This window comes from Enterococcus termitis, from assembly GCF_001730305.1.
GTDB classification, from domain to species: domain Bacteria; phylum Bacillota; class Bacilli; order Lactobacillales; family Enterococcaceae; genus Enterococcus_L; species Enterococcus_L termitis.
Genome location: NZ_MIJY01000001.1, coordinates 20845 through 39379, shown reverse-complemented (window position 1 = coordinate 39379; position 18535 = coordinate 20845). Strand labels below are relative to the sequence as shown.

Genomic DNA, 18535 nt, shown 5'->3' with positions numbered 1-18535 from the left:
TTTTTACTCCTCTTCCGCTGGTAAAATTTGCTCTACCACCGTATCTACTACACCATCCACATAATGGATTTGGATTTTTTCTTTTGGTTGCAGTTCATTTACTGATTTGATTACTTGTTGCTCTTTCGTCGTATAGCTATAACCGCGTCCCATTATTTTTAAAGGACTAAGCAAATCCAGCTGTTGAACTGCAGAAACAAACTGTTTTTGTTTATCTTTCATATATTGTTCCATTCGGTTATTCAGTGATTCATTTAAAAATCTTAATTGTTGCTGCCCTTCTCTGATTTGACTTTGAGGACTTTGCTGCCTGAATTGACCGATAATTTCCTGCGCCGTACGTTGTTTTTGATGATAAATAGTTTCCATTGATTGAATCAAACGCTGAGTGATACGATCCAGCTTGATCGTCTGTCCTTCGTATAAACGATCCGGTTGTTTGAAAACATAGGAGTTCTTTAGACGTTGATAGCGGTCTGATTTTTGTTTCAACTGATAAAGAAAACTCTGCTCTAAACGTGTTTGCCGATCTCTTATTTTCAACAGTTCCTCATTTAATACAGGTACTGCCAATTCCGCGGCGGCTGTAGGTGTTGCCGCTCTGACATCTGCCACCATATCCGCAATCGTAACATCTGTTTCATGCCCTACTGAGGAAATAATGGGTGTCTGCGCTTGATAAATCGCTCTAGCAACTCGCTCTTCATTAAACGGCCATAGATCCTCGATCGATCCGCCGCCTCGTCCAATGATCATGGTATCAAATGTTCCCAGTTCTTCAATTCTCTGGATATTTCGAACAATATCGTCTGCTGCCTGATCTCCCTGCACTAAGGTTGGAAATAAGACCAGTTGGGCAATCGGATATCGTCTTTTAACTGTCGTAATGATGTCTCGAATAACCGCTCCGCTAGGACTAGTCACAACTGCAATTCTTTTCGGATAACGAGGAAGTATTTTTTTCGGTCCTTCAAACAAACCTTCTTTCCCTAACTTTTCACGTAGTTCTGCCAGCGCTTGGTATAACGCTCCTACGCCGTCCGGCTCCATATGCTCTACATAAATCTGGTAAGAACCGCCATTTTCATAGAGGGAAACACGACCAACAACTAAGACTTTCATGCCTTCTTTAGGTTGAAATTTCAGCTTTTGGAAAGCTGATTTAAACATGATTGCCGAAATCTTTGCACCATCATCTTTTAAACTAAAGTACTGATGAGCATTCGGTCTCAAACGAAAATTAGAAATTTCTCCTGTTAAGTAGACACGTTCCAAGTATGGATCAGCATCAAATTTACGTTTTAAATATTTGGTTAAAGCTGTAACTGTTAAATATTGCTGCTCCATCTTCTCACCTTACTTTTGTTTTTTAGCGGCCTCCACCGTTTGATACATCAACATCGTGATCGTCATTGGGCCTACACCTTTAGGAACAGGTGTAATGTAGCTAGCGATTTCAGAGACTTCATCGAACTTCACATCGCCGATCAACTTGCCATTTTCATCACGATTCATACCCACATCGATCACAACTGCACCTGGTTTCACGAACTCTTTCGTCACAAAATGACCACGTCCGATTGCTACGACTAGAATATCTGCTTCTTTAGCAACTGACGGTAAGTCGACCGTTCTAGAATGTGCGATCGTCACCGTTGCATTTTCCATCATCATCAGTTGTGCCATCGGCTTGCCCACAATGTTGCTCCGTCCGATTACAACTGCTCGTTTCCCTTCAAGATCAATGTTATACGCTTCAAACATTTTCATGATGCCGTACGGTGTACAAGGAATCATTGTAGGCTCACCGATAAATAAATGCCCCATATTCATTGGGTGAAAACCATCCACATCTTTATTTGGATCAACTGCTAGCAATACTTTTTCTTCATTGATATGTTTTGGTAACGGCAGCTGAACTAAGATACCATGAAACTCAGGGTCTTGATTATAGCGTTCGATCACTTCCAGCAACTCCGCCTCAGAAATTGTTTCAGGCAAACGCTCGATCTTTGAATGGATCCCGATTTTCGCCGCCGCTAAATCTTTATTTTTTACGTATGTTTGACTTGCCTGATTCTCGCCTACCAACAATACGACTAATCCTGGGCGAATCCCGATTTTTTCAAGTTCTGCAACCTCTTCTTTGATTTGTGCCTGCATTTTATCTGCTAACTCACGTCCGTTGATTAACTCTCCCACAAGATCACTCCTCTTTTTTGTCTGTATTGTCTTATTTTAGCATAATTTATCAGGTCTTAACACTCAATAATACTACTCACAAACGATTTCATGTACAAAAAAAGCGACTAAGAGCAACTCTGCGAGTTATTCTTAGCCAGCTAAAATCTGGTTAAACAGTAAAAATGCGAACCATTTAATCCTCAATATCTTTCATCACATTCGACAACACACCGTTGACAAACTTTCTTGAACGGTCATCGCTATACTTTTTAGTCAACTCGATGGCTTCATTTAATGCAACAGTATTCGGTACATCACCTGCATACATCATTTCAAAAATAGCCATACGTAAAATAATCAAATCCATTTTGGCGATTCGCGCGATCGACCAGTTTGCACCTAAATGTTTCTCGATAACCTCGTCAAGTTCTCCTTTGCGATCACAAACGCCACCTACTAATAAATCTAAATAAGTGGGGACAAACTCTTCTCCATCTTCACTGATGATCTCTCGATTATCCAACTCCAATGCATAAGAAATCGCATCTTGCTTCGTCAAATCAACATTAAAATCTAAAGGAAATAAAGCTTGCAGCGCTTTTTCACGAATCTCATGACGAGTAAAACTAGGCTTACTCATTTGTGCCCTCTTCTTCCGGGAATAATTCATCAAAATCTGGTTCTGGAAGTTTTTCAGGAACGACCGCTACCACATGGATGTTCACTTCAACTAAATCGATATCTGTCATAAATAGTACTTGTTGTTTTACACGATCCTGCATGTCTAATGCTACTTTAGGTACTGAAATACCGTAGTTCAAGTAACAATAAATATCAACTTTTAAGCCTTCTTCTTCTGCTCTTAAATAGACACCTTTACCATGAGCAGCACGGCCAAGAAATTCTGTTACATTATTAGCAAATGTTCCGCGCATACCATATACGCCATCAACTTTAGAAGCTGCAATACCAATAATGACTTCAATCACTTCCGGCGCAATTACGATTTCGCCTAAAGCATCTTTTGTATTGATTACTAGATTTTTTTCGTCAGTCATTTTTATCCTCCTCAATAGTTATGTCCGAGAAACTTTATCTGCATTTCCAAGCTTTCGTTCATATACCTATCTAAGTTTACATTCACCATTAGTTTATCATTAAATGGCCGATTTCGCTACCAAAAAAAGAGCGTAGAAAACGTGTTCTGCTATTTATAAGATAATCAATTCTTTAGGTGAATGAGTCAAGACACGATTACCGTCTTTGGTAATTAATAAATCGTCCTCGATCCGAACACCGCCAAGACCAGGAAGATAGATACCAGGCTCATCTGTGATCACATTTCCAGGCACAAACTGTTTATCTGCTCTGAATGAGACATTTGGTCCTTCATGAATTTCCAACCCAATCCCATGCCCTGTGCTATGTCCAAAAGCGTCTCCATACCCATAAGAAGCGATATGATCACGAGCGATTGCATCTAGCTGAATGCCTGTCAATCCGGGTTTTGCTTCATCTAATACTTTTAGCTGTGCTTCCAAAACGATTTGATAAATCTCTTTCAATTTACTGTCAGGTTCACCAATTGCAAAGGTTCTTGTCATATCAGAAACATACCCTTGATAATAACAACCAAAATCTAAGGTAATCAAATCACCTTTTTCGATCACCTTTTCACTCGCTACACCATGAGGCATCGCAGAACGAACTCCACTGGCAACGATCGTTTCAAAAGAAACACTTGTTGCGCCTAATGAGCGCATATAGAAATCCAGCTGATTAGCAATTTCGATTTCTGTCATTCCTGGTTTGATCACCGTTAAAATATGTTTAAACCCAAGATCTGCAATACTGCAGGCTTTTTCAATAATTGCAACTTCTTCTTCATCTTTGACTTCACGTAATTCTTCGATCAATCCAGCAACAGGAATTAGATCACACGGAGTAATTTCTTCTAATAAACTATATTCTGCAAAGCTAACAAATAGCTCTTCAAAGGCAAGATTAGTCAATTGCTCCTTTTCTGCTATCGCAACAACTTCATCAAAAATCGGACCTGCATTTTGAATGATCTCATAGCCTTGCGCCTGTGCAGCAGCTTGTTCTGTATAACGAAAATCAGTGACAAAAAAAGCCTTATCTAATGTGATCACTGCTAACCCAGTTGTACCAGTGAAATTTGTCAAATAGCGTAAGTTATATGAGCTAGTTACTAAAAAGGCATCCAGATTATTAGCTTTCATTAAAGCTCTTAATTTATTTACTCTAATCATCATATATATTTTCCCTCTTTCTTTCTAAAGTTCTCTTTAATTGTAGCAAATTTTCCCTTTCTTTGTTACCTATTCGGTCTAAAACATAACTATCTTTTTTATTTTAGTTTTATTTGAACAGTTTTTCTAAGTAATAAAATGGCAAGCTTATACTTTTTTATCGAAACTTCTAAATTATTCTAAAGTTTTCTATATATTTGAACGCTTTTATTATTTTTTTAATTATTCTTGATATAGTGACTAAAGAAAGCGAGGACATACATGAAAAAAAGATCAATTATTTTCTTATTATTATTTTTTGTAATCATCGGTATGATTCTATATGCCTTTTTTATAGAACCCAAAAGAATCGTCACACATAACTATACGATTGGAAATAACGATGGGCAAAAGCCAGTCAAGGTTGTACAACTTTCAGACATTCATATCCAAGAAAAGTATCCTGCAGCCCAGTTGGAAAAAATCGTCACACGAGTAAATAAAGAACAACCCGATATTATTTTGTTTACCGGCGATTTATTCGATAATTATGCAAAATACGGACCGGCGGAGGAAGTAGTTACGGCGTTAAGCCGCTTGAACGCTCCGTTAGGAAAATTTGCGGTTTGGGGCAACCATGATTATGGCGGTGGCGCTGCCCGTGTGTACCCAGAAATTCTAGCAGCTGCTGACTTTCAGTTATTGGAGAATTCTGGAATCAATGTTTCACTTTCGGAAGGAAAATCAATTTTTATTGGCGGCTTAGATGACTCTTTATTGGGAAATTCCGCTATTGATGAGACTTTGATTAACCGACAAAGTGATTACACGATTTTACTAAGTCACGAGCCGGACAAAGCAGATGAACTTATCGACCAAAACGTTCAACTGATTTTATCTGGTCATAGTCACGGCGGACAAATCAATGTTCCTTTTCTAACAATCAAAAATGCTATGGCAGAAAAATATTTCAGCGGTTTTTACAATTTAGCAAACGATACGACCTTGTATGTCAATACTGGACTCGGTACGACTAAAATAGCCGCACGTTTTAGAGTTCCGCCGGAAATCGCTGTTTTTGATCTATATCTTTAAAAGCATCGGTTAGTGAGTAAACAACAAGAAATCCAGGAAATAAATTTCCTGGATTTCTTGTTGTTGCTCTTTTTTTCGGCTGTTTTTCCTGTTTATTTATCTAGTACATTTCTTTTACTCGTCCACCGATTTTATCTGCAAATTTTTCTGCATAATTTTTATTACTAAAGATCCGCGCTCGTCTTTTGTCTCTTGTACGTTGCCCGTCTTTACTAATATACCCATGTAATACTTTTACAGCGTACATCGTCATTCCTCCCTTTCGTTTCTTTTTGGTGATGAGGTAACTATAACCTAGAAAGCTTAACAAAAGCATAAAAAGATCCGAATTATCTATGAATACTTCTTAAGAAAAAGGAAAAAGAGCCCGAAACACATCACTAGCTGTTTCGACTCTTCTGATAATGGTGAGTTTATGGAAACTTATCTCCTTAAACGATGATATCTTTGGTTTTTTTGTCCATATGAATTCTCGCTGTCCAGGTTTCAAACGTAACCAAGACTGGATTTGGATGATCCAATTCTTTTTGATAAGCCGACAACTTTGGTTCGACTTCTTGCGCAGAATAGACCTCTTCAATGGAAAATTTACCTTTTAATAATAAACTTTCATGAGCGATCTCTTCATAACAGCAAACAGACCCGTTAGGATTGTGACGAATGTTTTTAACTGTTTCGCCTTCTCCATCCAAGTAAAACTGTAACTTTAACAATCCTTCTCTCCATAAGGGCGCAGAGACTGTAATAACAGAGGGAAATTCTCGTTTATCGATCGTTGCGAGTAAAAATACTTTACTTGAATTTAATAACCTAACAATTCGCTCATGTATTTCCATTTTTGAAGACCTCCTTGTTCATATATATTCAATTAATTATAACAATTATCGCCTATTTTTGAAAAGCTAAACCCTTTTGATAACAAAATAATGACCAAGTTAGAATCACAGGAACTCTAACTCAGTCACTTTGAATCAAATCAAATGGTGGAAACAGCAATACTGGTTTCAAAAGATATATCCATCCTTTTGACTCTCGCTACTTATCAGTCAATAGCCTTTTCATTCAGCCAATTATTTTGCTGACTTTTCTTTAAAATCATTCTGCACACTGGCCCGATAAGCAGAAGCTGCAGGGGCAACGCCATAACCAAGTTTGCGACAAAAGCAGCTCTATAATACGAAAGAAATTCTTTAGTGAAACCAAACTGAATTACAACACCATACATCGACATAAAAAAGACCATGCCCAGCACCATACAGCTGGAAATAGCAATGATCATATGCAGTTTCTTTTCTTTATTGATCGGCAATGCAAAGGCAATTTTCTTCGCAGTTGCGGCTACAACAAATACATCCAGTAAAAAGGCAACGATAAATCCTGGAATCAAGCCTCCGAACAAGTGCCCCCACGAAAATTGACCATGCAAAATCAAATTGTACAGACTCATTGAAAACACCATAGAAAAACAGACGATCGTTGTGAAAAATAAACTTTCTTTTTTAGTTTGCGGCATATATACACTCCTCTTTTTTTTGTAACAAAGATCATGCTACCATAAATAAAAAATTCTCGTAAGTGTTTTTTTCTAAATGAAAAAGTGACATTGTAATCGATCAAATACTTTGTACTATTTAATCATTATTTGTTATTCTTGTTTCTAAATTTTTTTGAACAGCTTTAATCATTCTTGCCGATCCATAGCAAATTTCTCCATTATTCAACAAAATCTCTTTCTTTTTAAAATCAATTTCTTGAATATTATCAATATTTACTACAAAGGAATTATGACAACGAATAAAACCTTCATATTCTTTCTCTATTTCCTTTAACTTCCCATAAAACTCAACTTGACGATTTTCCATATGAAGCACCACTTTATGCAAAGGAGAGGACTCAAAAAACATAATATCCTTATAATCGACGCTGATTATTTTATCTGCAATCTTTTGTACAAACTTTTTTTTAGCTCCATTAGAACTAATCTGTCTTTTTTCATTTGCGGCTTTTAAACAGCTGATGACCTTTTCTTTCACCTCTTCAAAATCATCTTTGATAATAAAATCCATCGCAGCCACTTTATAAACAAAGTTTAGATAGCTCATCTCAGAATGAGTCGTGATGAATACAATGTCACCATTAGGATCCATTTTTCTGATTTCAGCACCTAGATTGATGCCGTTAATCCTATGATTCAAATCTATATCAAGAAAATACAGTGCATCTTTGTTACTTTCCTCAATATACCCAAGAAGCTCATCTGGGTTTCCTGTTGCTAAAGCCAGACGCATATCTAAGTTTTCAATCATAATATAATTTGCGACATATCTGGAAATCTTCTCTCGTTGTTCTTCTTGATCTTCGCAAATAAACACATCAATCACTTTTATCTCCTCCTAATTCACTATCTTTATTTCTTGCTTAAACATCTCATTTTCAATAATCGTATCTAAATGAAGATTTTCCGCTGCATCAACTAGAGCTTTGAGGGTATTTAACCCCAATCCACGGCCCTCTCCTTTTGTTGAAAAACCTTCCTTATAGTAGTTAAACATCTTATATCCCTTATCATCAAAATCATTCCATACAATAAAAGATACGGAGTGATCAAATGTTACAAACCCCACTCTTACTTGGCCTGTATCAGTTTCACCAGCTGCTTCTATCGCATTATCCAATAAAATGCCAATACAACGGCACAAAGTAACTCTATCCATGTTTAGCTGTTCGATCACTTCTGGACATTCAAAGCTCACATTCAGCCCTTTTTCCTGTGCTGTAATTAATTTAGATGCAATTAAACCCTTTAGCTCAACTACCTGAAGATTGGTTAGATCCCTCATCTTAAAATCATTTTTCCGAATCTCATGACTGACCTGCATAATATTCTTATTAAAGTAATTTTCTAGTGCATCTACATCACGCTTATTTATATACTCCGCCATGGAAGCCAAAATATTGATATAATCGTGACGAAAGCGACGCATTTCAGTATAATTTTGTTCTAACTGCTCGGTATAAATTTGCATGCTAGTCAGCTCAATTTCCTTTTCCTTCATCTCAAAACGCTTTTTAAATGTATAGACCATGAAAAACAGACTTGCAACAAATATGACAAAATAAATAAACAAGTAAATTGTGTTTAACAATACTAAAGTACTTTGACTTCCTACTATACGTACATAAACAATCATTGAAAAATAGATAATATAAGTAAAAAAACTGAAAAAAGCAAAAATGTAGTTTAAGTTTTTTGAATCTACATGTTTCGCAAATAGCATATCCATCAGCTTTCTCCAAATAAATGCCACAATTACTCCACTAGTTAGCGCAATTCCTTCATGAATCAACATAAGAACCATATCAATAGTATCTGCTTCTGTAAAAATGCTATTTACACCTAACATCGTTCGCGTAATAAAACTTGCCAAATGGTCACTTAACACCATGATGATCATTGCAATGGATGCATAATAAAGCGCATCTACCCATTTTTTAGAAACTCTCTTGGAGAGAATAAAAATAAGCAAAAAAACAAACAAAGAACTAAAAATACCAATTTCTCTATATAATGCAACAAGAAAAAAACCTGACAAAATAACTATTAATATATTTAAATGATTGATTACTTTTTTGCCCAAAAGCACTCCAACAATAATGCAATTAATACAAAGTTGAATAAAAATTAGTACATCCAATTTTCCATCCTCGCTTCTCAAAAGTGATATTATTTAACCATTATACTACATATTCAGATGTTTTTGATCTGTTATCCTTAAAAAGGTTACTATATTCACTTGATTAGCGTAGAAAGGTTTAGTACTTTATTTTTTCAATTCTTCGGGTATATCGCATTCGTACATAAATCCTGCACAAAAATTCTCCACGTTAAAAGCCCCAACTGCCATAAATAATTTTGTTATCCCAATTGTAAATAATGATTGCATAATTATCTCCCTTTCTATTCTCCTAATAATTTATATGTCAACGGTAAAATGCAGACGACTGCCAGCAAACTGCCGAAAAACACTTGATTCATGATCATTGTCGAGTCTGTTCCAAATATTAGTGCGACACAAATTGAATAACCAACTAGCGCCCGATTACGTAATTTTTTCCGTAACTCGATTGTCCCAACTTGATTTTTCTTTGTTCCTTGTGGTGCATATCTGTATAAGCAAATATAAACAAACAGACTAACAACTAAAGGAACGATCTTTGATAGATTGATTTCATTTACCAATAAAGGAAGCAATACAAATAGCAAAACGCTTACCCAAGTACATGTACTGCTCTTTTGCGCATGCACTCCTCGAGCACTGATCCTAATAATAAAGTAAGCACTATGAAAAAGAATGGTCAAGGGCAAAACCTGTAATAATGCAGCAACCAAATAGACGACAAAACCTTTTCCTAGATTAGTCAAACAGACCTCTATACCAAGCTTACATTTAAGTTCTTGTATTCTAGACAAGTCCTGTTTCTCCTTCAGCTTCTCTACGATATAATTTGCAATTGTCTCTTCTTTAAATTTTTTCAGTATCTCCATTATGTCATTGGCCCTCCCTTTATTCTTCTTAACAACAATAGTATATTCTGTTTTTTATACTTTTTATTAAAAATGTATTAACTCCGTCTTTCGCTGTCATATATGTACACACAAAAAAAGAAAATACACAGTTACGAGTATTTTCCTTACAGTCATGATTCTTATACAACGAATTCGACTAAATATTTAGGATACAAGGTCACCATTTCACTATAACCTTGTAAATCCATTCGATTAATACAAACTTTATTACGGGTTGGGAAAAATTCATTTTGCCTCATTTTGTTATACAGGTTAAACAATTGAATAAATAAGATCCTCTCGAGAAAGAAACACATTAGCAGTTCTTCATGATGCATAATAGCAGCATCATGTTCTTTTTCAATTTGAAAATCTGGCACTTCAAATTTAGTAGCATTAATCAACGGACCAATTTCTAAACTTGTTTCCTGACAACTAAGAGCTAAAACATAGGTTGCAAAATTCTCTATATTTTCGATCTCTGTAATTTCTTTTTGGGTACCGATCAATAGATCAACTTCTGCCTGCTGTTGCTCACTATAGATTGTTTTTACAAAAGGTAATTTTTCAAGAAAATCCTGTACATTGGGGAATTTACCTTCCAAAAATAATTGAATCGTAAATACTTTCCCTGTGTCTATAATGCTTTCAGAAAATTCCAGATATTCTTGAATCGCTTCTGTTGAAATAAAATACGAAGAAAAAAATTCTGTATAATTTCTGACTAGATTTAATAGCTCCCTAGATTCTTTCTTTTCATATTGAATAAATAGATCAGCATCTTTTTTCAGTAACTGTTTGCCTAATTTAGCTTCCGGTTCCTCTGCCGTTTCTTCTATTCCATGGTATATGATCTCCTTCAATTTATTAAATGCTATATCTTTGACTTTAAAAGCCATTACAGCTTCTGATGTTATGCAATCCTGAATCATAAAGAAATCATTTACTTTTTTCACTTGATACCTCAGTTTTAAACAATACATAGGTCCACTCTCCTTTCTATCCTAGAAGAAATGCATATAATGACGTTTGATTGTCTCCCAGGAGTTTTGATAATTCAATATCGTAAAAACCACCCAATGGAACACTTTCTAATCCTAAATAGTTGGCTACCAACTGAATATTTTGTCCAATATGCCCTGCTTCCTGTTGAACCAGTTTATAGGAAATATCTGTATATTTTTTTGAGATACTTGTCATATCACAGCTCAGTGCAATTGCAAACTGGGCGGTATGAACTAAATATTTCTGTATAAACGCTTTACTAATTTCCTCCCAAGGCTGATATTGTTTCACCATCAAATTTTGAGTATCACAGTTTAAACGCATGATGTTTCCCTGTTCTACTAGTTGCTGGTCCACTAGATTTTCATTAAATAGGAAATAACAGTCCACGTAATACTGTGCTCCACCAGAAGGATAGGTACGATTTTCTTTTTCTCCACCAATCATTGCTAACTGTGCAAATTGAGCAATCTTTTCTCTATCAACCTTTTCTCTTGCTTCAAAAGGATTTCTCGCTGAGTACCTGTTCATCAATGTTTCTTCAAATATATTATTTTGACTTGCTGTATAGCTCAAATCAACTAATGGATACCCTTCATTGCTTAATAATTTTCTTGGTCGATGTGCATATACTTGCGTATTTGTAAATTCTGGTTCATTTATTGACATCAAATGATAATCGATAAAGTTCTTTTCAACATTCTTTTCGCCTTTAAAATTCCACAAAATCAGCGCCTCCTTTCATGTTTGTCTCTGTTCCCCTTGTTCTTATAACAAATTACACGTTTATCTTTACTTCAGTTTTGACAAACGTATCTGAGAATAAAAACTCGAATTCAGGAGAAATGCCCAAACGATTATTTAGCATATGAAGATGCGAAATAACAATGTAATAAGCATATTTTGGTTCCATAGTTGTTTGTTTTATCTTTATTTGTTCGATAAGAGCACGAAAAGTTTCTAGATATGTTTGATAAAAATGCAATGAGCATTCTCCGTTTTGCAATCGGTTAATTCGGCTAGTGATTGCCTGTTGTATACTAGAATCAAGTTCCGCCCCCTCAAACTGAATCCAAATTTCCCGATATGCACGAAAGAATTTTTCAAAATCATCGAAATAACCCAGTTCTTCTGCTATTTTTGCACATTTGTACATCATATCAATTGCCAAAACATATCTTTGGCTACGAGTCAATTTTTGAATAATATGGCTGGTAAATCTTGAAGAACACTCAAATAATTCCTCAGATAAATCCATCACATCTGCTCCTCCATATCGATACAATTCAGGTACATAATCAATAGTCTGGACAGAAAAGTTAGGAAAAGGTGCAGCTGGCTGAACTTCTTCAGTTTCAACAATTGCAGCGTCATAAGAAACTTCCTGAAAAGGATGATCTTTATAAGTCATTTGAAATTCCACCATTAACTTTTCTATTCCTTCTTCAAAATTTTCAGCTTGATTTTTATATCTTAAGCGAATATGCGGTCCTCCATCCCAATAACGGATGAAGAAATAGGAAAGAGTTTGTCTATCGATATACGGAAACAAATAATCTTTCAGAAATATTTCTATTAATTGATAATCATGAATAAATATATGCTTAGATGTCCACATGTTGTTCTCCTTTACTTTAACATCAAGCTATGACTGGTATTCAATGCTTCAAAAATATTGACAGAATACCCAATAATAGTTTCATCTGTTAAATTGAATTTTTTCTTGACGTTTAAATCATTATAGTTTTTCATGCCTCGAGCAGCGAGCCCGTAGCGAGCAGCTATTACAGAGAGGTGCTGGGCAATGCGTCCTATCTGCACAAAATATTGATCATATTTTTGTTTATTTTTTTCAAAAGTTAGAAATAGCCAGTAGTTCATCCCTTCTAAATTGGTGAAATCCTGGTATTCCTGTAACAACTCCTTATAAACAGACTGACTTTCGGCTTTTACCAAAGATACCTCTTGACTAATCTGATAAAAACCGCTTTCAACATCTAATACATGATCGACGAAACACCATAGCTTAATTCCCGGATAACTGTCAGCGGCGCTTTGAAAAGCTTTAAAAATTTCAGTATGAACCTCTGAAGGCAAGACTACTCCTGTGACTGCATCACCACGAATATTTTGCTCAGATGTCCGATTCATGAATTCTTTCGAAACCGCTTGTTGTTTAATATCTTCCTTGCATAAGTGATATTCTTGATCAGCAGCTATTTCTATAGCATAAGGAATCGTTACTTGTTCTTTAGGGGCTGAAAAAGAAATTTTTTGTGTAATCTCTTTTGTCCGTATCTGATGCGCCTGTAACACGTGTTCCAGATTATATAGAAAATGACCGGTATTCAGTAAACCAAGCATACATGAAAAATCTCCATAAAATCGTTGTAGCTGTCGATTGTCATTTAAAATCACCAGATAATCTTTTTCCGGATCCAATCCTTCAAAATAGTTCTGCTCATGAACATGAATCCTATCCGTTAACGGATCATAAACAAATAGATGTGTTTTATGAACAAAAATCAGTTTTACACTACTTATATTTCTTGCTTTTGGTGAAAGTGCATGAAAATAGTATTTACTAAAAAAATCAATCCGTTGGATCATCTCCAAATAGTAGTACAGGTCATAGATAATTGAACTCCAACTCGCAAGACCTCCCATTTCTTTTAAAAATTTCATTTCAATAATATCTTTATACTCTTCAAATAAAGGCTCGTCAGTAATTATTGATGTTGAAATCATTTGATTATAGCGATTCTCTCCAAATTTATTTAAATAATTTTGATCAATCATCCGTATGCCTCCTATTTATGGAAATGGATGAGGGGTTTGTTCGATCCACACTGTATCCAAAGTTCCTCTTTGTTTGAATGCTATTGCTTTTTCTATACGCCGATTAACAACTCGTCTATTTTGATGACCAAAAGTCATCGTCAACATTTCAGGTACAATATATTTGACATTAACAAAACCGGCAGAGAACAGATTAGGATTATATGTCGTTGCACGATATACTTTTTCAGAAACTTTCATCAACTGATTTTCAAGCGCTCTAACAACTTCTGAAAATTGCCCCTGATAACTAGCATATGCGGATGATAATTCCTTATATGACTGTACTAATGTTGTCTCTAAAGCAAACGCGAATACAGGTCTCATTTCTGGATTAGAATAGAGCAGGAGATGATCCTCTAAACGATGGACAGCTTTCGGGTTCTTTAAAAGAAGTTTTTTACGTTCTTGGTAATCCTGACTATCAAATACATTAGTAAATACGGTGATAGCAGTCGTTGCTTCAATTAAGGCTCGTTCAATTGATTCTTCTAAATCAAATGATGCCGCCGCAGCCGTATAAAATGCCATATCATTTTCCTTTGGATCAATTTTTTCAAGTAATACCCAAATAGTTGGAATCGTTGTTTCCATTGAGATATCAAATAAATGTACGCGAATTTTTTTTCGTTTTAACGAATCTATATAGGCTTGGATTTTTTTTGAATGAATCGTTTCTTCTTTAATTCTCACTGGTGGAATCTGACCATACCAAGTTGCTAGGAAAGCATCTCTTTCAATTAACTCCAACATCGCATGTAAGCTTGCTTCTGCTTCAGTTGAGCCAATCGCACTACCGTTAGAACTTTCATAAATATACCGTTTTTCTTCTGAAGTCGCATGCGAATTATAATAAACTAACTGCTCTGGAACCAGTACCTGTTCCTCCTTGTGCAGCGCTTTGACTTCTTCATAATAGAGTGGTTGTTCCTTCGTGTAGTCATTTGGATTATGATAGTCACATTGAGCCATCACTTCACTCAATGTCAAATCGATTTTCTCAGAATCGCCTTCCTTTAATTGGATATTCTTTTTTTTATAAGGAAACGCCGTAGCATAGCGCTCTAATGATTCTAAAATAGAAATGTATTTTGATTTTTCATATGAACTGGTCCGACCATAGGAGAGCATTGATATTCCTTTATGTAGCACTTCTGTCTGAACCATTGGTGTCCCATATGAATCACCAGAACGAGTGGCAGCATTGATAATAGACGTTGAAGAATCATAAATCATTTTTTTATGATCATCTATTTTTTTTCTAACTTCTTCAAAACTAAGCTGTCGATTATTTTTATGATCAAAAATAGTATCCAGTTCCTCAGGCAACACAGCCATTAGATCTTCATTGCATTTACAATCGCCCCGTTTGAACGTTGCTTTAGCTTTAATTTCAAGAGTGTTTCGATTCATCTCGTAAAGAAATCCTACACTTTCATTTTCTAATTTTCTTTTTAAAACATCGATCATCTCGATTTCAACTGGATTCGGCTGGTCTGTTACCCAGCCGAAATATTCATGATATTGATCCAATTCTTTTAGTCTTTCTTTGTAACAGTCTAGACAAAAAGTTTGCTTATTTCCTGCAGAATGAAGAAATATATACTTTTGATTTGTAAGAATTATCATTGACTCATTCTGTTCAATCATCTTTTCACCTCCAGCAATTCATAGTCAAACCCATTCCTTTTTAGTATTTCGCTTAAATTTGTTTGCACCGCTATCTCATGCCACTTTATAGCTTGGTCTCGATGCGTCAACATATCGGCTAAACTGCTAATAGCTTTTGGCTCTTCCTCCCGATACTCTGTTTTTGCATAAAATGTTTCTTCCACACTGATCTGATTCATTTGTATACTGATCCAGGTCAAAAGAGCAGTCGTCATTTGAGCTTCGGTTTTGAGTGGTAGTTGAAATTCAACGGTTTCTTGCTCCTTATGATTTGCAATTGACAAGTAACACCCACCTTCTTCACACGCTTGAACATAACAAGATATCCTTAAATCTTCTTGTTGCAATAGATCTTTTAAGAGCTCACCTTCTTCAAGCAGAGCTAAATCAAATGTCCATTGTTCTGCACATTTATTGTGTAGCGTTCCATGAATCAACCTGTCGTTTGACAGTAATAGCAAATCTTTTTGATAACAATCTTTTAAGATTTCAATAAAAGCGACCTCTGTAACAAAATGGGACAAGCGCTCATAAGAAATATCTGCAAAATAATAATTCTTCTCTTCTTCAGTCTGGACAGTTATGATTTGTAACGGTGATTGATTGTACTTCATATACTCATCGTTTTTATTGAATGATTTGATTTTTGAATCATAGTTCTTTACGAAATATTCCAATGAATTATAATTTTTAATTGGGTCTTTAGACACTTTTGACGTGCTGTTAGTTTTAGGATAATTTTTCATTTCGATCTCTTGAAAAGCCGTTTTTCTTTCTACTTCCAATAAATGGTTGATTTTAAACGTAGGTGCTTCGGCAGCGACAGTCGAAACGATAGCACAATAGTAAATGAATCCTGCAATAAGCCGTTCGGAGATATCATTTTTTTGAATTGGTTCAAACCATTTTGGTTTCCTTATAGAAAGGTAAACATCATTTTCTTTTTTCCAAATATAATACTGTTGCTTTATTTCTCCATTCAATTTGATCTCAAACGATTCTTCTTTTGATGAATTGGTGGTTAGATTATTGGCAGAAAAATACTCACGTAAATATTCTTTGCCAAAAAAATTCTCTGGTATCCCAATACTTATTTTTTCTACTTGTTCCAGCGATTCCTGAACCTCTAAACAGGCCTCTTCTAACCATGGCAGATAGCTACTATTTTTATGTTTGTCATGTTGTTCAACAGTTATTTTGTAAAATACTTGTTTTTCCAAGAGTAGCTGTATCAATGAGCTATATCGACGGTATTTCTCATATAAAGCCTCTTCTTCCACTCCTTGAAGAGTATCACGAAAAACAGCGATAATTTTTTGATAATCAGAAAGGTTCGTCTTTAATTTTATTTTTTCATTTGGTCCATGAATAAATAAGTACGGCTCATTGTAATAATACCTACTGTTTCTACGAGATTTTACGAGCATGACGATATCACTCCTTCTTTTTATTTACTCTGATTACAATTAAAGAAATTACGATAAGAGCCACTGAATATGCGATAGAGATCAACATATCCTGATTAAATGTAAATGTTTGATTCCAAATGGCAATGTAGATCTGATTTAAATGGTAAATAGGATTGATATAAGAAATAATTTGGACAAAATCAGGTAAACTTTCTACTGGAACTGAGAACCCACCTGTAAACATCACAATTTGGAATAAAACAATTGAAACAACTAAAGCTGTTTTGACCTCTTTAAAGTTAGAATAGATAGCATGTGAATAGATCAGCATACAGGCATTAATCAGGAGCAGACTAAAGTATGAAATGATAAAGTTAACAATCGAAAGCTGTAACCCGTAAACAAAAATACCGATCATTGTAATTAGAAAGAAGCCAGCACTTGCTATAATAAATGATTTAGCAATGCTTGATAGCAAAAGAATCTTATCTGTAATCGGTGTGATAAATAAGCGCTTTTCAATTCCAGCTGCCCGGTTCATTACTTGGTCAAACCCAAAAGCAAAGAATACAACAGAGAAACTGATCAATACAATGAACGATGGCGTGTACATCTGCACATAATTCATTCCTCCGCTATACGTAGAATCACTGAACATTTGTCCCATTAAAATATATGTTGCTGGTGGTACTACTACTGTAAAGACTAAATAAAACAGTTCTCTGAAAAACATTTTTAGATCATATTTAATTTGTGTTAGTAACATGGTTGATTCCCCCTTATTTTGCAATCTTATCAAGATAGAAACTATTGATTGATTTATGACCTGAATTTAGTATATTTTCTGGTGTATCAAATACTTCATTCACACCATCATTGATAAATAGTACTTTGTCACAATACATTTCAATTTCATCCATATAATGGGTAGACAAAATAACTGTACTGTCATTTTTTTTAATATAACTTGTAATGTTTTCCCATAAAACATTACGCATATGAGGATCTAAGCCTGTCGTTGGTTCGTCTAGAATAATCAGACGAGGTTTTGAAGAAAAAGCAATAGCCAAACTTACTTTTTGCTTCCAACCACCAGACAGATTATCAAAAAATGTGTTTAAATGCTCACCTAGTTCAAATTCTTCTATGATTTCGTCAAGATTCACTTGTCCTCCATAATAAGACCGGAATAAATCTAACAATTCTTTTACTTTTAATTTTTTATAAAACTGAGTTGGTTGTAGAACTGCTGAAATATTATTTTTTATTTTTCCCAGTTTGGCATGATCAATTTCCTTCAAATTTTCGCCAAAAACAACTACTTTTCCGTCATTAAAGTCTTTGATGGTCATCAAAATTTCCAAAAAAGTCGATTTTCCGGCACCATTTTTCCCAATAACTCCAATGATTTCACCTTTTTCAGCAGTAAAATTGATTCCTTTTAAAACAGTTTTTTTACCATAACTCTTTGTTAATTCTTCTACTTTTACATTATATTTCTGCATAATTCACCC

The 18535-nt window shown here is 35.0% G+C and carries 21 protein-coding genes; 1 reads left to right on the top strand and 20 read right to left on the bottom strand.

Going from position 1 to position 18535, the window contains the following annotated elements:
* Positions 1-3: 3 nt before the first annotated feature.
* The 5 genes from xseA to BCR25_RS00185 form a co-directional block, all read right to left on the bottom strand.
* The gene (gene xseA, locus BCR25_RS00205) at positions 4-1347 is read right to left on the bottom strand and encodes an exodeoxyribonuclease VII large subunit (RefSeq protein WP_069661600.1); all 1344 of its coding nucleotides are present in this window, start codon (positions 1345-1347) and stop codon (positions 4-6) included.
* A gap of 9 nt (positions 1348-1356) precedes the next feature.
* Positions 1357-2202 (bottom strand): bifunctional methylenetetrahydrofolate dehydrogenase/methenyltetrahydrofolate cyclohydrolase, encoded by an 846-nt coding sequence (locus tag BCR25_RS00200; protein WP_069661599.1) that lies wholly within the window; start codon positions 2200-2202, stop codon positions 1357-1359.
* A gap of 175 nt (positions 2203-2377) precedes the next feature.
* Positions 2378-2824: a transcription antitermination factor NusB gene (gene nusB, locus BCR25_RS00195; RefSeq protein WP_069661598.1), complete on the bottom strand. Its 447-nt coding sequence runs from the start codon at positions 2822-2824 to the stop codon at positions 2378-2380.
* Positions 2817-3242: an Asp23/Gls24 family envelope stress response protein gene (locus BCR25_RS00190; protein WP_069661597.1), complete on the bottom strand. Its 426-nt coding sequence runs from the start codon at positions 3240-3242 to the stop codon at positions 2817-2819. The genes nusB and BCR25_RS00190 overlap by 8 nt, the downstream gene beginning before the upstream one ends.
* Positions 3243-3395: 153 nt before the next feature.
* Positions 3396-4460: a M24 family metallopeptidase gene (locus tag BCR25_RS00185; RefSeq protein WP_069661596.1), complete on the bottom strand. Its 1065-nt coding sequence runs from the start codon at positions 4458-4460 to the stop codon at positions 3396-3398.
* Between the two features lie 258 nt (positions 4461-4718).
* Between BCR25_RS00185 and BCR25_RS00180 the strand changes: the two genes are divergently transcribed.
* A complete protein-coding gene (locus BCR25_RS00180) occupies positions 4719-5531 on the top strand; it encodes a metallophosphoesterase (protein ID WP_069661595.1) in 813 nt (270 codons plus the stop codon).
* 100 nt (positions 5532-5631) lie between these two features.
* Here the strand turns inward: BCR25_RS00180 and BCR25_RS20260 are convergent, their stop codons facing one another.
* The 15 genes from BCR25_RS20260 to BCR25_RS00115 all read right to left on the bottom strand — a co-directional run bounded on the left by BCR25_RS20260 (position 5632) and on the right by BCR25_RS00115 (position 18526).
* Entirely contained in the window at positions 5632-5778 is a 147-nt protein-coding gene (locus BCR25_RS20260) for a hypothetical protein (RefSeq protein ID WP_169818969.1), read from the bottom strand.
* A 184-nt stretch (positions 5779-5962) separates the two neighbouring features.
* On the bottom strand, positions 5963-6367 hold the full coding sequence (locus tag BCR25_RS00175) for a pyridoxamine 5'-phosphate oxidase family protein (RefSeq protein WP_069661594.1): 405 nt from the start codon (positions 6365-6367) through the stop codon (positions 5963-5965).
* Between the two features lie 206 nt (positions 6368-6573).
* A complete protein-coding gene (locus BCR25_RS00170; RefSeq protein WP_069661593.1) occupies positions 6574-7044 on the bottom strand; it encodes a DUF2798 domain-containing protein in 471 nt (156 codons plus the stop codon).
* Between the two features lie 118 nt (positions 7045-7162).
* Positions 7163-7912, bottom strand: a complete 750-nt coding sequence (locus BCR25_RS00165) for a LytR/AlgR family response regulator transcription factor (RefSeq protein ID WP_069661592.1) — start codon at positions 7910-7912, stop codon at positions 7163-7165.
* 12 nt (positions 7913-7924) lie between these two features.
* A complete protein-coding gene (locus BCR25_RS00160; protein WP_139124495.1) occupies positions 7925-9226 on the bottom strand; it encodes a sensor histidine kinase in 1302 nt (433 codons plus the stop codon).
* Positions 9227-9352: 126 nt separating this feature from the next.
* Positions 9353-9475, bottom strand: coding sequence for a cyclic lactone autoinducer peptide (locus tag BCR25_RS20915; protein WP_071879565.1), 123 nt, complete (start codon positions 9473-9475; stop codon positions 9353-9355).
* 14 nt (positions 9476-9489) lie between these two features.
* On the bottom strand, positions 9490-10077 hold the full coding sequence (locus BCR25_RS00155; RefSeq protein ID WP_069661591.1) for an accessory gene regulator B family protein: 588 nt from the start codon (positions 10075-10077) through the stop codon (positions 9490-9492).
* A 161-nt stretch (positions 10078-10238) separates the two neighbouring features.
* A complete protein-coding gene (locus tag BCR25_RS00150; protein ID WP_069661590.1) occupies positions 10239-11081 on the bottom strand; it encodes an ABC transporter permease in 843 nt (280 codons plus the stop codon).
* Positions 11082-11097: 16 nt separating this feature from the next.
* Positions 11098-11829, bottom strand: a complete 732-nt coding sequence (locus tag BCR25_RS00145; RefSeq protein ID WP_211272471.1) for a SagB/ThcOx family dehydrogenase — start codon at positions 11827-11829, stop codon at positions 11098-11100.
* Positions 11830-11881: 52 nt separating this feature from the next.
* Positions 11882-12721 (bottom strand): thiopeptide-type bacteriocin biosynthesis protein, encoded by an 840-nt coding sequence (locus tag BCR25_RS00140; RefSeq protein WP_069661588.1) that lies wholly within the window; start codon positions 12719-12721, stop codon positions 11882-11884.
* 11 nt (positions 12722-12732) lie between these two features.
* Positions 12733-13902 (bottom strand): hypothetical protein, encoded by a 1170-nt coding sequence (locus tag BCR25_RS00135; RefSeq protein ID WP_069661587.1) that lies wholly within the window; start codon positions 13900-13902, stop codon positions 12733-12735.
* A gap of 15 nt (positions 13903-13917) precedes the next feature.
* Entirely contained in the window at positions 13918-15591 is a 1674-nt protein-coding gene (locus tag BCR25_RS00130; protein WP_069661586.1) for a YcaO-like family protein, read from the bottom strand.
* A complete protein-coding gene (locus BCR25_RS00125) occupies positions 15588-17039 on the bottom strand; it encodes a hypothetical protein (protein ID WP_069661585.1) in 1452 nt (483 codons plus the stop codon). Before BCR25_RS00125 ends, BCR25_RS00130 begins: the two co-directional genes overlap by 4 nt.
* 7 nt (positions 17040-17046) lie before the next feature.
* Positions 17047-17787 (bottom strand): ABC transporter permease, encoded by a 741-nt coding sequence (locus BCR25_RS00120; protein WP_069661584.1) that lies wholly within the window; start codon positions 17785-17787, stop codon positions 17047-17049.
* A gap of 13 nt (positions 17788-17800) precedes the next feature.
* Positions 17801-18526: an ABC transporter ATP-binding protein gene (locus tag BCR25_RS00115; protein WP_069661583.1), complete on the bottom strand. Its 726-nt coding sequence runs from the start codon at positions 18524-18526 to the stop codon at positions 17801-17803.
* Positions 18527-18535 lie beyond the last annotated feature (9 nt).

What these genes read in the sequence shown, in the direction of transcription:
- BCR25_RS00130 (WP_069661586.1), bottom strand. Translation starts at nt 15,591, where the DNA reads ATGATTGAACAGAATGAGTCAATGATAATTCTTACAAATCAAAAGTAT.
- BCR25_RS00120 (WP_069661584.1), bottom strand. Translation starts at nt 17,787, where the DNA reads ATGTTACTAACACAAATTAAATATGATCTAAAAATGTTTTTCAGAGAA.
- BCR25_RS00125 (WP_069661585.1), bottom strand. Translation starts at nt 17,039, where the DNA reads ATGCTCGTAAAATCTCGTAGAAACAGTAGGTATTATTACAATGAGCCG.
- BCR25_RS00180 (WP_069661595.1), top strand. Translation starts at nt 4,719, where the DNA reads ATGAAAAAAAGATCAATTATTTTCTTATTATTATTTTTTGTAATCATC.
- BCR25_RS00135 (WP_069661587.1), bottom strand. Translation starts at nt 13,902, where the DNA reads ATGATTGATCAAAATTATTTAAATAAATTTGGAGAGAATCGCTATAAT.
- BCR25_RS00140 (WP_069661588.1), bottom strand. Translation starts at nt 12,721, where the DNA reads ATGTGGACATCTAAGCATATATTTATTCATGATTATCAATTAATAGAA.
- BCR25_RS00175 (WP_069661594.1), bottom strand. Translation starts at nt 6,367, where the DNA reads ATGGAAATACATGAGCGAATTGTTAGGTTATTAAATTCAAGTAAAGTA.
- BCR25_RS00185 (WP_069661596.1), bottom strand. Translation starts at nt 4,460, where the DNA reads ATGATGATTAGAGTAAATAAATTAAGAGCTTTAATGAAAGCTAATAAT.
- BCR25_RS00115 (WP_069661583.1), bottom strand. Translation starts at nt 18,526, where the DNA reads ATGCAGAAATATAATGTAAAAGTAGAAGAATTAACAAAGAGTTATGGT.
- BCR25_RS00190 (WP_069661597.1), bottom strand. Translation starts at nt 3,242, where the DNA reads ATGACTGACGAAAAAAATCTAGTAATCAATACAAAAGATGCTTTAGGC.
- BCR25_RS00170 (WP_069661593.1), bottom strand. Translation starts at nt 7,044, where the DNA reads ATGCCGCAAACTAAAAAAGAAAGTTTATTTTTCACAACGATCGTCTGT.
- BCR25_RS00155 (WP_069661591.1), bottom strand. Translation starts at nt 10,077, where the DNA reads ATGGAGATACTGAAAAAATTTAAAGAAGAGACAATTGCAAATTATATC.
- nusB (WP_069661598.1), bottom strand. Translation starts at nt 2,824, where the DNA reads ATGAGTAAGCCTAGTTTTACTCGTCATGAGATTCGTGAAAAAGCGCTG.
- xseA (WP_069661600.1), bottom strand. Translation starts at nt 1,347, where the DNA reads ATGGAGCAGCAATATTTAACAGTTACAGCTTTAACCAAATATTTAAAA.
- BCR25_RS20260 (WP_169818969.1), bottom strand. Translation starts at nt 5,778, where the DNA reads ATGTACGCTGTAAAAGTATTACATGGGTATATTAGTAAAGACGGGCAA.
- BCR25_RS20915 (WP_071879565.1), bottom strand. Translation starts at nt 9,475, where the DNA reads ATGCAATCATTATTTACAATTGGGATAACAAAATTATTTATGGCAGTT.
- BCR25_RS00150 (WP_069661590.1), bottom strand. Translation starts at nt 11,081, where the DNA reads ATGTATTGTTTAAAACTGAGGTATCAAGTGAAAAAAGTAAATGATTTC.